The organism is Micromonospora sp. NPDC048898 (assembly GCF_043198035.1).
GTDB lineage: Bacteria > Actinomycetota > Actinomycetes > Mycobacteriales > Micromonosporaceae > Micromonospora.
Map to the genome: position 1 here is coordinate 604,086 of NZ_JBICUF010000001.1, position 13,637 is coordinate 617,722.

8 protein-coding genes are annotated in these 13,637 nt (G+C 72.9%); 3 read left to right on the forward strand and 5 right to left on the reverse strand.

Annotation, left to right across the window (positions count from 1 at the left end):
- The first annotated feature begins 95 nt into the window (after positions 1–95).
- The 3 genes from ACGFIQ_RS02860 to ACGFIQ_RS02870 all read left to right on the forward strand — a co-directional run bounded on the left by ACGFIQ_RS02860 (position 96) and on the right by ACGFIQ_RS02870 (position 4,833).
- On the forward strand, positions 96–1,913 hold the full coding sequence (locus tag ACGFIQ_RS02860; RefSeq protein ID WP_393238214.1) for a SpoIIE family protein phosphatase: 1,818 nt from the start codon (positions 96–98) through the stop codon (positions 1,911–1,913).
- 81 nt (positions 1,914–1,994) lie between these two features.
- Positions 1,995–3,167: a PQQ-dependent sugar dehydrogenase gene (locus tag ACGFIQ_RS02865; RefSeq protein WP_393238217.1), complete on the forward strand. Its 1,173-nt coding sequence runs from the start codon at positions 1,995–1,997 to the stop codon at positions 3,165–3,167.
- A gap of 61 nt (positions 3,168–3,228) precedes the next feature.
- The gene (locus ACGFIQ_RS02870) at positions 3,229–4,833 is read left to right on the forward strand and encodes a metallophosphoesterase (RefSeq protein ID WP_393238220.1); all 1,605 of its coding nucleotides are present in this window, start codon (positions 3,229–3,231) and stop codon (positions 4,831–4,833) included.
- Positions 4,834–4,863: 30 nt separating this feature from the next.
- Here ACGFIQ_RS02870 and ACGFIQ_RS02875 read toward each other — a convergent pair whose 3' ends face one another.
- The 5 genes from ACGFIQ_RS02875 to ACGFIQ_RS02895 all read right to left on the reverse strand — a co-directional run bounded on the left by ACGFIQ_RS02875 (position 4,864) and on the right by ACGFIQ_RS02895 (position 13,601).
- Positions 4,864–7,221 (reverse strand): pyruvate dehydrogenase, encoded by a 2,358-nt coding sequence (locus tag ACGFIQ_RS02875; protein ID WP_393238223.1) that lies wholly within the window; start codon positions 7,219–7,221, stop codon positions 4,864–4,866.
- A gap of 121 nt (positions 7,222–7,342) precedes the next feature.
- On the reverse strand, positions 7,343–8,842 hold the full coding sequence (gatB, locus tag ACGFIQ_RS02880; protein ID WP_393238225.1) for an Asp-tRNA(Asn)/Glu-tRNA(Gln) amidotransferase subunit GatB: 1,500 nt from the start codon (positions 8,840–8,842) through the stop codon (positions 7,343–7,345).
- Between the two features lie 13 nt (positions 8,843–8,855).
- Complete coding sequence (gatA, locus tag ACGFIQ_RS02885) at positions 8,856–10,331, reverse strand: Asp-tRNA(Asn)/Glu-tRNA(Gln) amidotransferase subunit GatA (protein ID WP_393238228.1); 1,476 nt, start codon at positions 10,329–10,331, stop codon at positions 8,856–8,858.
- A 76-nt stretch (positions 10,332–10,407) separates the two neighbouring features.
- Positions 10,408–10,713: an Asp-tRNA(Asn)/Glu-tRNA(Gln) amidotransferase subunit GatC gene (gene gatC / locus ACGFIQ_RS02890; protein ID WP_053659512.1), complete on the reverse strand. Its 306-nt coding sequence runs from the start codon at positions 10,711–10,713 to the stop codon at positions 10,408–10,410.
- A 146-nt stretch (positions 10,714–10,859) separates the two neighbouring features.
- Positions 10,860–13,601: an EAL domain-containing protein gene (locus ACGFIQ_RS02895; RefSeq protein WP_393240323.1), complete on the reverse strand. Its 2,742-nt coding sequence runs from the start codon at positions 13,599–13,601 to the stop codon at positions 10,860–10,862.
- Positions 13,602–13,637: the final 36 nt, after the last annotated feature.

The following is a 13,637-nucleotide window of genomic DNA, read 5'->3' on the forward strand; positions in this document are numbered from 1 at the left end:
GAGACTCAGCACACCGATGTTCGACCCGGGCCTGGACGAGGTATAACGAAGGGTCGGTGGGCCGGTCGGCCTCCGTCCCAGCAGACAGGTGCTCGATGACCGACGGCTCCTCCGCCACCCCCCGGCGTTCGATCGTCGTACCGGCGGCGCTCGGCGACCCGGCGCGGCTGCGCGCGCTCGCCGACACCGGGCTCGACGCCACCCCGGACGAGGCGTTCGACAGGTTCGCCCGGCTGGTCAGCGACCTGCTGGACGTGCCGGTCGCGCTGGTTTCCCTGGTCTCCGCCGACCGGCAGTTCTTTCCGGGGGCGTTCGGGTTGCCGGAGCCCTGGTCGGAGCGCCGGCAGACCCCGTTGAGCCACTCCTTCTGCCAGCACGTGGTGGACGTGGAGGTGCCGATGGTGTTGCCGGACGCCCGGCTCTACCCCCGCGTTCGGGACAATCTGGCCATCGACGATCTCGGCGTGGTCGCGTACGCCGGGATGCCGCTGACCGACCTCTCCGGCCGGGTGCTCGGCTCGCTCTGCGCCATCGACAGCAAGCCCCGCGCGTGGACCGCCGCGCAGCTGCGGACACTTGCCGACCTGGCCGCCGCCTGCTCGTCGGAGCTGCGACTGCGCATCGCGCTGGACGGCGCACAGGAGGCGCGGCGGCGGGTCGTGCAGGCGAACGAGCGGCTGGAGCTGCTGGCCGGGGTGAGCGAGACCCTGGCCGGCACGCTGGACGTGGGCACCGCGCTGCGCCGGCTCGCCGCCGCCATGGTGCCGCTGCTCGCCGACTGGTGCCTGCTCACCCTGATCGGCCCGACCGGGCTGCCCCGCGAGGTGGTCTCGGTGCACCGCGATCCGGCCCGGGCGGCCGACATCGACCGCTTCGGTGAGTTGCTGCGCACCGGGCTGGGCCCAGACTCGATCATCCGGACGGTGCTGCGCACCGGCCAGCCCCGGCTCGGCGGCGTCGCGTCCCTGGCCGACGTGGCGAGGGGCACCACCGACCCGGAGATGGCGTCGATCGCGGCCCGCCTGGGCATCGCGTCCTACCTGAGCGTGCCCGTGCGGGGCGTCGGCGGCACCGTGCTGGGCGCGATCACCCTGGTCAACGACCCCAACCGGCAGCAGTTCGACGACCGCGACCTGCTCACCGCTGTCGAGATCGGCCGCCGGGCCGGCCAGGCCGTCGGCAACAGCTCGATGTACGGCGAGCAGCGACACGTCGCCGAGGTTCTGCAACACAGCATGCTGCCGCGGCTGCCGGTGGTGACGGAGTTGGAGCTGGCGGCCCGCTACCAGCCGGCGGCCGACCGGGTGGAGGTGGGCGGTGACTGGTACGACGCCTTCATCCAGCCCGAGGGCGACCTGATCGCGGCGATCGGGGACGTGGCCGGGCACGACATCGAGGCGGCGGCCACCATGGGCCAGTTGCGCAACCTGGTGCGCGGCAACGCCTTCGGCCGGCCGGACACGGTCGGGGCGCTGATGAGCAACCTGGACGGCGCGATCCGCGGCCTCCGGCTGCCGATCGCCGCCACCGCGACGCTGGTCCGGATCTGTCCGCAGCAGGCCGGCGCCCACGAGGTGACCTGGTCCAACGCCGGGCACCCACCGGCCCTGGTGGTCCGGGCCGGTGGGACGGTCGAGGCCCTGGAGGCGACACCGGAGCCACTGCTCGGCCTGGCCCGGCCGTCCCCGCGGACCAGCCAGTCGACGAGCCTGGCCACCGGCGACACCCTGCTGCTGTACACCGACGGGCTGATCGAGCGGCGGGACCGATCCATCGACGAGGGGTTGGCCGAGCTGGTGGTCCGGCTGACCGACACCGACACGCTGCCCCTCGACAAGCTGTGCGACCTGCTGCTCGCCTCGATCCGCCACCGTGAGGACGACACCGCGCTGCTCGCCGTACGGGCACGGTGAGCGGTGCACCGGCCCGGGTCGCCGGCACCCGTCGGATCCGACGGGCCCGACCGGGCCGTCCGGCCGGCTACCCTGGGCCGGGTGAGAGCCCGTCCCTCGTACCCTCGCGTCCGTAGCCTCCGGGTGGCCCTCGCCGCGTCCTGCGCGGCACTGCTGTTCACGGCGGGTTGCAGCTTCGGCGAACCGGAGCCCGACCCGGCCGGCGAGCCGCCCAACCTGCCCACCCCGTCCGCGTCGGCGAGCCCCGGCGGCGCCGGCCAGCAGGCGGTGGCGACGGTCCTCGCGAAGGGTCTGCGGGTGCCGTGGGCCATCGCCTTCCTGCCGAACGGCGCGGCGCTCGTCACCGAACGGGACAACGGCCGGATCCTCCAGGTCGGCCCCGAGTCCGGGCCGGACGGGCTGCGGGTCCGCCCGGTGCAGACGATCGCCGACGTGGCGGCGGCCGGCGAGGGGGGCCTGCTCGGCATCGCCGTCTCCCCCGACTACGCGCGCGACCGGACGGTCTTCGTCTACTACACGGCCGAGCAGGACAACCGGGTGGCCCGGCTGCAGCTCGGCGGGCAGCCCACCCCGATCCTCACCGGCATCCCCAAGGCCAACGTGCACAACGGCGGCGGGTTGGGCTTCGGCCCGGACGGGCAGCTCTACGTCAGCACGGGTGACGCCGGTCAGCGTCCCCTCTCCCAGAACGTGAAGAGCCTCGGCGGCAAGATCCTCCGGATCACCCGGGACGGCAAGCCCGCCCCGGGCAACCCGTACCCCGGTTCGCCGGTCTGGTCCCAGGGCCACCGCAACGTCCAGGGCTTCGCCTGGGACGCCGCCAAGCGGATGTACGCCGTCGAGTTCGGCCAGAACACCTGGGACGAGATCAACCAGATCACCAAGGGCGGCAACTACGGCTGGCCGGAGGTCGAGGGGCGGGCCGGGGACCGGCGGTTCACCGACCCGATCACGCAGTGGGCGACCTCGGACGCGTCCTGCTCGGGCCTGGCCGCCACGGACCGGCTGCTGGTCACCGGTTGCCTGCGTGGCAAGCGCCTCTGGGTGATGGAGTTGACCGACACCGGCACGCTGCTCGGTCAGCCCAGCGAGCTGCTCACCAACCGGTACGGCCGACTGCGCGCGGTGGCCGCGGCACCGGACGGCTCACTGTGGGTGAGCACCTCCAACCATGACGGACGCGGCGACCCCGCCGGCGACGACGACCGCCTCCTGCGGGTGGTCTTCGCGGGTGGCGACGGCGGCCGCAGCTGACATTCGTCACCATCCGTTCAGGTTTACCAAGATCTTCCAACGGGCAGGTCAGAATTTCAGCATGGACGGGCAGCGCGACGAGCAGCACGACGACGCCGGTGACCGGGACGTCCCGGTGACCGACGGTGATCCGCCACGCCCGAAGCGCTCGCTTGTCGGCCCCGCCGGTCCGCTGCGCCGCATCGGGCTGGTGGTCGCCGTCGTCGCCGTGGCTTTCGCCGGGGCGGTGCTCGGGGTGCTGGCCGGCGGTCAGGTGGACACCGACATCGGGCCGTTCCGGGCCAACCTCAGCATCTCTCCCGCCCGCGGCGGCGGCACCACCGTCGACATCCCGCCGCTCGGCGCGCTGCTGCTCGACAGCCACGACGGGCCGACCCACCTCACCGTGCGGCTGGGCGCACTCGACCAGGGGCGCACCGAGGCGCTGATCGACGACCCGGCCAGCATCAGCCGGGCCAGTCAGAGCGCCGTGGAGGACGTCCGCTCGGGTGTGATGCGGCTCGGCCTGCGGGCCCTCGGCGCGTCGGTGCTGGTCACCCTGGTCCTGGCCGGGCTGGTCTTCCGCAACGTCCGGCGGACCGCCTGGGCGGGCGGGCTCGCGCTGCTGGTCACCGCCGGGAGCCTCGGCACGGCGGCGGCCACCGTACGTCCCCAGGCGATCGAGGAGCCACGCTACGAGGGTCTGCTGGTCAACGCACCAGCCATCGTCGGCGACGCCCGCCGGATCGCCAACGACTACACGAAGTACGCCGAGCAGTTGCAACGCCTGGTCGGCAACGTCAGCCAGCTCTACACCACCGTCTCGGCGCTTCCGCTGCTGGAGCCGACCCCGGGCACCACGCGGGTGCTGCACGTCTCCGACATGCACCTCAACCCGACCGGCTGGCAACTGATCCGGACGGTGGTGGAGCAGTTCGGCATCGACGCGGTGATCGACACCGGCGACATCACCGACTGGGGCAGCGAGCCGGAGGCGTCCTTCGTCGGCTCGATCGGCCTGCTCAAGAAGCCGTACGTCTTCATCCGGGGCAACCACGACTCCGGCAAGACCGCCGCCGCCGTCGCCCGCCAACCCAACGCGATCGTCCTGAACAACTCGACGACGACAGTCGCCGGGCTGACCATCGCGGGCATCGGCGACCCCCGCTTCACCCCGGACAAGAACACCTCACCCGCCGGCAGCGGCCTCACCCAGCAGGTCGCCGACCAGGTGATCGGCGTCGGCGACCAACTCGCCACAACGGTGCGTCAGTCACCCCGGCCGGTCAACATCGCGCTGGTGCACGACCCGGCGTCGGCCGGGCCGCTCGCCGGCACCTGCCCGCTGGTGCTGGCCGGGCACACCCACTCCCAGCAGGTCTCCAAGCTGCCGCAGGCCCCCGGGCAGCAGCCCACCACGTTGATGGTGGAGGGGTCCACCGGCGGCGCCGGGCTGCGCGGTCTGGAGGGTGAGAAGCCGACCCCGCTGTCGATGAGCGTGCTCTACTTCGACCAGCAGAAGATGCTCCAGGCGTACGACACCATCACCGTGGGCGGCACCGGCCAGGCCCAGGTCAACCTGGAACGGCACCTGGTGGAGAACCCGACCGCCGGCGCCCCCGCCTCGGTCACCCCGACCCCGACCGCCGGTGCCCCCGCCACACCCACGCCGACGCCGACCGGCTGAGCCGACACCGACACCGACCAGCGGGACGGGTCAGCGCAGGGCGACGGCGGCCAGGGCGGCGTTGACGATGCTGCCGGGCAGCAGGTCGTGCAACTCGTACAGCTCGGCGACGGTACCGGACTGGCCGAACTCGTCCACGCCGAGCGGCACCGCCGGCGCGCCGACCGCCGACCCGAGCCAGGCCATCGCGTGCGACGCGGCGTCGTGCACGGTCACCACCGGCACCCGGTCGGCGAACGCAGACCGCAGCGCGCCCGGCACACTGGGCACGGTGGCCGTCCGTACGCCCTGGCGCAGGGTGCGCTGCCAGGCCCGGTAGAGGCGGTCGAGGCTCGTCACGTCGACCACGTGCGCGGCGATGCCCTCGTCGGCCAACTCCGCGGCGGCGGCCAGCACCTCGGGCAGCACCGCGCCGGAGGCGGCGAGTTGCACCACCGGGGCGTCGGCCAGGTGCGGGTACGCCTGGTGCGCGTCGACCAGCCGGTACGCCCCGGCGACCACCTGCCGACGCAGCACCGCGTCGCCGAGCCGCGCCCGGGCCGCCTCGAACGGCCCCTGGTCCAGCGGGCGGGTGCTCAGTCGGAAGTAGTACGCGCCGTCCTCGGCGGGCGCGGCGGTCGCCGCCGGGGTCGACCCACCGGCGATCTGCCCCAGCGCGTCGCAGAGCAGCCAGTCCAGGCTGGCGCCGTACGCCGGCTCGACGAACGTCACCCCGGGCAACTCCAGGCCGACCGACGCGGTGATGGTGGACTGGTGGGCGCCACCCTCCGGGGCCAGGGTGATGCCGGACGGGGTGCCGGCCACCACGAACCGGGAACCGGAGTACGTGCCGTAGAGGAACGCGTCGAGGCCGCGCAGCACGAACGGGTCGTAGACCGTGCCCACCGGCAGCAGCGGCTGCCCGGACAGGTCCCAGGAGAGGCCGAGCTGGCCCAGCAGCAGGAACAGGTTCATCTCCGAGATGCCCAGCTCGATGTGCTGCCCGGCGGGGCTCTGGATCCAGCGCAGCATCCGGTCCTCGGTCCAGGAGCGCTGCTCGGTGGGTGCGAACACCCCGGTCTTGTTGATGAACCCGGCCAGGTTGGTGGAGGTGGCCACGTCCGGGGCGGTGGTGACCAGGTAGCGACCCACCTCCCGGTCCCGCGCCAGATCCACCAGCACCCGACCGAAGACCTCCTGCGTGGAGATCGGCTTGGTCGCGCGTACTCCCGTGCTCTCCGGGACGGTGACCCCCAGCGCGCGCTGGCGGGGCGCGCGGGACAGCGCCTCCCGGCGGGCGCCGGCCCGGATGCCGGCGGGCGACGCCGGGTCCAGGCGGTCCCACTCGGTCTCCGGGGTCAACCCCTGCGCGGCGCGCAGCGTGTCGACCTGCTCCGGGCTGAGCAACGCGGAATGGTTGCGCGGGTTGCCGGCGAGGGGCAGACCCCAACCCTTCACGGTGTACGCGAAGACGACGCTGGGCCGGTCGGTGACCGCGTCGCACTGGGCATACGCGTCGAGCATGGCGGACAGGTCGTGCCCGCCCAGGTCGGTGACGAGCGGGCCCAACTCCTCGTCGTCGACGTGGGCGATCAGCTCGTCGATGCCGGCCGGCGCGCCGTCGAGGAACTGCTTGCGCAGCAGCGGGCCGGTCAAACCGAACAGCGACTGGTACTGCTCGTTGGGCATCGCGTCGATCCAGTCGCGCAGCGCCTCGCCACCCGGCCGGGCGTACGCCTCGGCGAGCCGACGGCCGTACTTGACCTCCACGACGTGCCAACCGGCCGCCTCGAACTGCCCCCGCCACTGGTTGATCCGGATGCCGGGGACCACCCGGTCCAGCGACTGCCGGTTGAAGTCGACAAGCCACATGACGTTGCCCAGCCCGGTGGTCGCCGGGTCGGCCACCGCCTCCCAGATGTTGCCCTCGTCCAGCTCGGCGTCCCCGATCAGCGCCACGAACCGGGAGTGCGGGCGGGCCCCGAAGTGCGCGTCGACGTACCGCCGGGTGGCGGCGGCGAAGAGCGGCGCCGCCGCGCCCAGCCCGACCGAACCGGTGGAGAAGTCCACCTCGTCCGGGTCCTTGGTGCGCGACGGGTACGACTGGAGGCCGCCACGGGCGCGCAGCCGGGGCAGGTAGGAGCGGTCCAGGTTGCCGAGCAGGTACTGGATGGCGTGGAACACCGGGGACGCGTGCGGCTTCACGGCGACCCGGTCCTCGGCGTCCAGGTGCGCGAACCACAGCGCGGTCATCGCCGTGACCAGGGAGGCGCTGGACGCCTGGTGGCCACCGACCTTCACACCGTCGCCGGTGGCCCGGTCGTGGTTGGCGGCGTCCACGATCCGCGTGGCGAGCCAGAGCACCCGCCGCTGGATCTCGTCGAGGACATCGAGGTCGTGCTGGGTCACGGTGGCTCCATTCGGGCGTCGCCGTTGACGCCCTCGCGAGGGGTGCGGGGTGGTTGCGTGGTCGGCTGGGGAAGGCGGCAGGCCGCCGCGTCACCGCGGCGGCCTGTCTCGGGTGTGCCGGTCAGCCCTGGACGCCGAGGCGCTGCAGGATCAGCTCACGCAGGGTCTTCGCGTCGGCCTGGCCCCGGGTGGTCTTCATGACCGCGCCGACGAGCGCGCCGACCGCGGCGACCTTGCCGCTGCGGATCTTGTCGGCGATGCCGGGGTTCGCGGCGATCGCCTCGTCCACGGCGGCGGTCAGCGCGCCGGTGTCCGACACGACCTCCAGGCCCCGGCTGGTCATGATCTCGGTGGGCGAGCCCTCACCGTCGACCACGCCCTCCAGCACCGTACGGGCCATCTTGTCGTTGAGCTTGCCGGCGTCGACAAGCCCCTGCAGCTCGGCGACCTGTGCGGGGGTGGCACCGATCTCGGCCAGCTCCACGCCGCTCTCGTTGGCCCGGCGGGACAGCTCACCCAGCCACCACTTGCGGGCCGCGGCCGGGGTGGTGCCCGCCGCCACGGTGGCCTCGATCAGCTCGACCGCGCCGGCGTTCAGCACCGACTGCATGTCCAGGTCCGACAGGCCCCACTGCTCCTGGAGCCGACGCCGGTGCACCCGGGGCAGCTCCGGCAGCGCGGCCTTCAGCTCGGCGACCCAGGCCGGGTCCGGGGCGATCGGCACCAGGTCCGGTTCGGGGAAGTACCGGTAGTCGGTGGCCGTCTCCTTCGAGCGACCCGGGGTGGTGTCACCGGTGTCCTCGTGGAAGTGGCGCGTCTCCTGGGTGATCCGGCCCCCGGCGTCGAGCACCGACGCCTGGCGCAGCATCTCCGAGCGGACCGCCCGCTCCACCGACCGCAGCGAGTTGACGTTCTTGGTCTCGGTGCGGGTGCCCCACTCCGCGCCCGGCAGGTTGAGCGAGGTGTTCACGTCGCAGCGCAGCGAACCCTCCTCCATCCGCACGTCGGAGACGCCGAGGGTGCGGATCACGTCGCGCAGCTCGGCGACGTACGCCTTGGCCACGTCGGGGGCGAGCGCACCGGTGCCCGTGATCGGCTTGGTGACGATCTCGACGAGCGGGATGCCGGCCCGGTTGTAGTCGACGAGCGACTCGGTCGCGCCGTGGATGCGGCCGGTGGCACCACCGACGTGCAGCGTCTTGCCGGTGTCCTCCTCAAGGTGCACCCGCTCGATCTCGATCCGCACCGTCTCGCCGCCCACCTCGACGTCCAGGTAACCGTCGACGCAGATCGGCTCGTCGTACTGGCTGATCTGGAAGTTCTTCGGCATGTCCGGGTAGAAGTAGTTCTTCCGGGCGAACCGGCACCACTCGGCGATCGAGCAGTTCAGCGCCAGGCCGATCCGGATGATCGCCTCGATGGCCGCCTTGTTGGCCACCGGCAGCGAACCGGGCAGACCCAGGCACACCGGGCAGACCCGGGTGTTTGGCTCGCCACCGAAGTCGGTCGGGCAACCGCAGAACATCTTGGTGTTCGTGCCCAGCTCGACGTGGGTCTCCAGGCCGATCACCGGTTCGAAGCGCGCAACGACCTCGTCGTACGCGGGCAGTGTCGTCGTCATCTGGGCTCCTGCCTCACAGCGCCGGTGGGGTGAACGTGCCGATCGCGGACTCCAACGCGGCGGCGACCCGGTACATCCGGTCGTCGGCCAGCGTCGGGGCCATCACCTGCAGGCCGACGGGCAGCCCGTCGGACAGGCCACAGGGCACCGAGATGCCCGGCCCGCCGTACAGGTTGGTCGGAATGGTGAACAGGTCGGCCAGGTACATCTGGTACGGGTCGGCGGTGCGGGCACCGATCGGGAAGGCCGTGAACGGGGTGGTCGGCGAGATCAGCGCGTCGACCCGCTCGAACGCGGCGGTGAAGTCCCGGGTGATGAGCGTGCGGACCTTCTGCGCCTGCCCGTAGTACGCGTCGTAGTAACCCGACGACAGCGCGTACGTGCCGATCATGATGCGGCGCTTGACCTCCGGGCCGAAGCCGGCCTCCCGGGTCAACGACATGACCTCCTCCAGCGACCGGTTGCCGTCGTCGCCGACCCGCAGGCCGAACCGGACGCCGTCGAACCGGGCCAGGTTGGAGGAGCACTCGCTCGGGGCGATCAGGTAGTACGCCGGCAGCGCGTACGCGAACGTCGGGCAGGAGACCTCGACGACCTCGGCGCCCATCTTGGTCAGGGCGTCCACCGACTCGCGGAACGCGGCCATCACGCCCGGCTCGGCGCCCTCGCCGACGAACTCGCTGACGATGCCGAGCCGTACGCCGGTCAGGTCACCTGTCGCGCCGAGCCTCGCCGCCGCCACCACGTCCGGCACCGGCTGCGGGATGGAGGTGGAGTCCCGTGGGTCGTGCCCACCGATCACCTGGTGCAGCAGAGCGGCGTCGAGCACGTTGCGGGCGCACGGGCCGGGAGTGTCCAGCGACGAGGAGAAGGCGACAAGCCCGTAGCGGGAGGTGCCACCGTAGGTGGGCTTCGCGCCCACGGTGCCGGTGACCGCGCCGGGCTGGCGGATCGAGCCGCCGGTGTCCGAGCCGATCGCCAGCGGCGCCTCGTACGCGGCCAGCGCCGCGGCGCTGCCACCACCCGACCCACCCGGGATCCGGCTGAGGTCCCACGGGTTGTGCGTCGGGCCGTACGCCGAGTATTCGGTGGAGGAGCCCATCGCGAACTCGTCCATGTTGGTCTTGCCGAGCATCACCGTGCCGGCCTCGCGCAGCCGCTGCACGATCGTCGCGTCGTACGGCGGGCGCCAGCCCTCCAGGATCTTCGACCCCACGGTGGTCGGCACGCCCCGAGTGGCGAGCACGTCCTTCACCGCGACCGGCACACCCGCGAGCGGGCCCAACTCCTCGCCGGCGGCGCGGCGCTCGTCCACCGCGCGGGCCGCGGCGAGCGCGCCGTCGCTGTCGACGTGCAGGAAGGCGTGCACCCGGTCGTCGACCGCGGCGATCCGGTCCAGGTGTGCCTGGGTCACCTCGACGGCGGAGGTCTCGCCGCCGGCTACCAGCGCGGCGATCTCCGTCGCGGTCATTCTGATCAAATCGCTCATGCCGTCACTCCGCTTCGCTCCGCGACGCCATGAGGCACCACGGCGCTGCACTGCTGATTCGCTCGCTGGCGCTCGCTCATGAGGCCACGTCCTCGCTCAGGATCCGCGGAACGCGGAACCGCTGGTCCTCGGCATCCGGCGCGCCGGACAGCGCCTCCTGCGGGGTCAGGCACGGCGTGACCACGTCCTCGCGGAAGATGTTGGTCAACGGCACCGAGTGCGAGGTCGGCGGAATGTCCGCGGCGGCGACCTCGCCGACCTGGGCGACCGCCTGGAGGATCACGTCGAGCTGGCCGGCGAACGTGTCCAGCTCCTCCTCGGTGACGGCGAGCCGCGACAGGCGCGCCAGGTGCGCGACCTCCTCGCGGGAGATGGCGGCCATCCGTGCCCCCTTCTGATGTCCTGCTGGTCGGGCGGTGTGCCGGCCACGCGACGACTGGAGCGTGACGCGCGGTGACCGGAGCGAGTCTATTGTTCCGCTCCGGTGCCGCGTCCCCGGACTCCCCCTCCGCCGACCCCCGTGCCGCGTCAGCGGGCGGGGCGGCGCGTGACGTCGGCCTGCGGGTGCCCGCCGCTCGGGCGCACCGGCCGGTACCGGGCCAGCCAGGTGACCAGCTCCGCGGCGGGCATGGGCCGAGCGTAGAACCAGCCCTGCGCCGCGTCGCAACCGGCGGCGTGCAACATCCGCCAGGTCCGCTCGTCCTCGACGCCCTCGGCCACCACCCGCAGCCCCAGAGCGCCGGCCAACTCGATCATCGACCGGACGATCGCCGCGTCGTCGGCGTCGTCGGCCATGCCGAGTACGAACGACCGGTCCACCTTCACCTCCGACAACGGCAGCCTGCGCAGGTGCTGCAATGACGAGTAGCCGGTGCCGAAGTCGTCGAGCGCGATACCCACCCCGATCCGGTGCAGTTGGGAGATGGTCGCCAGCACCCGGCGCGGGTCGGCCATCAACGCACCTTCGGTGATCTCCACCTGTAGCCGCTCGGCGGGCACCCCGTAGCGGGCCAGCCGGTCGGCGATCTGGTCGGCGATCTCGCCGGTGTGCAGGTCGCGCACGCTCACGTTCAGCGCCGCGCGCAGGCTGATGCCGGCCGCCGACCACCTGGCGAGCTGCTCCACCACGTCGTCGACCACCCGACGGGTGAGCAGCCGCATCACGGCGCTCTGCTCGGCGACCCGGATGAGTTCCTCCGGGTCGACCATGCCCCGCCGCGGGTGTCGCCACCGCAGCAGGGCTTCGACACCGACCACCTCGCCGGTCGCGATGGCGATCTGCGGCTGGTAGTACATGGTGATTTCCCCGGCGTCGTCGGCCGGCCCACCGTCCGCGTGCGCCCACCCCGTCGGTTCGAGCGGTCGCCCTGGTGCGCCCGGCCCGATGTCCTGCCGCGGCCCGAGGCCACCGTTGCCGATCGCGGCGACCGCGCTTCCGTTCGGCGACCGCCTGTCGTTTCCGAACCCGGCGCGTCGCTCCCCGGCCAGGCCCGGCCGGTCGCCGCCGACCGTGGCGCGGGTGTTGCGACCCCGGATCGGGTCGGCACCGGTGGCGATCCGCTTGATCAGCTCGTCGGCGTGCGCCAACTCCGCGTCGCCGCGCCGACGCCGCCCCCACCGTCGACCGGGCGGCGGTGCCGTCACGACCGCCGGCGCCGGGTCCGCGTGTGGCGCGGCCCCGGTGGGCAGCGCCGCCCCGTCACCGCCGCGCACCTCGGCCGTGGCACTGAGGGGTACGCCGACCGCCCGCTCCGCGCCAACCTCATCCGGTACGGCGTGCCGGCCGTTCCCATCGCCCCGTTCGCCCTGGTCGGCCCGTTCGCCCTGCTCGGCCCGTTCACCCTGCTCGCCCTGGTCTGCCCACTCGGCCTGCCCGGCCCTCTCGCGCTCGTCGGCCCGCTCACTCCGGTCGGCCCGCTCGCCCTGCATGGCAGGGTCGGCGTCGGAGGGTTCGACGACCGGTGGGCCAGACTCCAGCACCCGGCGCAGATCGGCGAGGAGGCCCAGACGCTCGGCGGAGTTGTGGTCCGACTCGGGGGCGTAGACGGCCACCGTGTCGTTGCGGTGCTTGGCGTCGTACATGGCCACGTCGGCGTGGCGCATCAAGGTGGCGAAGTCCTCGCCATGCTCGGGGAAGAGGGCGATCCCGATCGACCCGCCCACGTCCAACGGAAGCCCGTCGAGCGGCACCGGCTCGGCCAACGCCTGGACCACCTGGTCGGCCAACTCCCGGGCCTGAGCGACGTCGGTCAACCCGGTCATCACGATGGCGAACTCGTCACCGCCGAGCCGGGCGATCATCTGAGGGCGGGGCCGCACGTCGGTGAGCCGCGCGCTCACCTCGACCAGCAGCCGGTCGCCCACCGCGTGGCCGAGGGCGTCGTTGACGTTCTTGAAGCGGTCCAGGTCGATCAGCAGCAGCGCCAACTGCCCGTCGGGTCCGCCACGGGCCGTCCGCTCGGCATGCAGGTGCACCTGCTCCGCCACCTCGGCCAACAGGGCCTTGCGGTTGGGCAGGCCGGTCAGCGGGTCGGCGGCGGCGAGGTGCTGCTGTTCGACGGTCAGCCGGGCCATCCGGTAGACGGCGAAGAGCGGCACCAGCACCAGCGGGATCAGCGCCGCGCTGACCCGCGCGGCCGCGACCAGCACCGGGGCGAGCAGCAGCAGTGAGCCGGTGGAGAGCAACTCGAAGCCGAGCCCCTGCCGCAGGGTGGGCCACCACCGGTCCCCGAAGCGCAGCCGCACCGCCCAGCTGACCAACACGTAGTTGACGACGAACCAGGCCAGCGTCGCGCCGCCGACGGCGGCCACGTCGGTCCAGTGCAACCGTCCGCCGGAGAAGATGGTGCCCGGACCGAGCAGGATCACCCCGTACGCGGCGGCGAGCGCGCACGCGTACTGACCGACGTTGAACGCCGTCCGCCACGCGGCGTGCCGCATCCGCCAGCCCGAGACGACGACACCCACCGCCTGCACCGCCACCGCCGGGCCGAGGCCCCAACCCAGCAGGATCGCGAAGGTGAAGCAGGTGGAGGGGAACACCGCCGAGGTCTGCCGGCGCCCCGGCGGGACGAACGGGCGGGCGTCGCAGAGCACGGCGAGCGCGGCCATCGTCCAGAACGCGACCGGCAGCCCGGAGACCTCACCGGGCAGCGTCGCGAGTGGAACGGCGGCGGTCAGCGTGGCCACCACCAGGATGCCGACGACGAAGGCAGCGAACGGTGCCACTCGCCCCGGGGGCAGCGAGTTGCGTGGATCGGCGACCTCCACCACACCTCCCGACCGACCGTCGACGTGCCAGTGCAC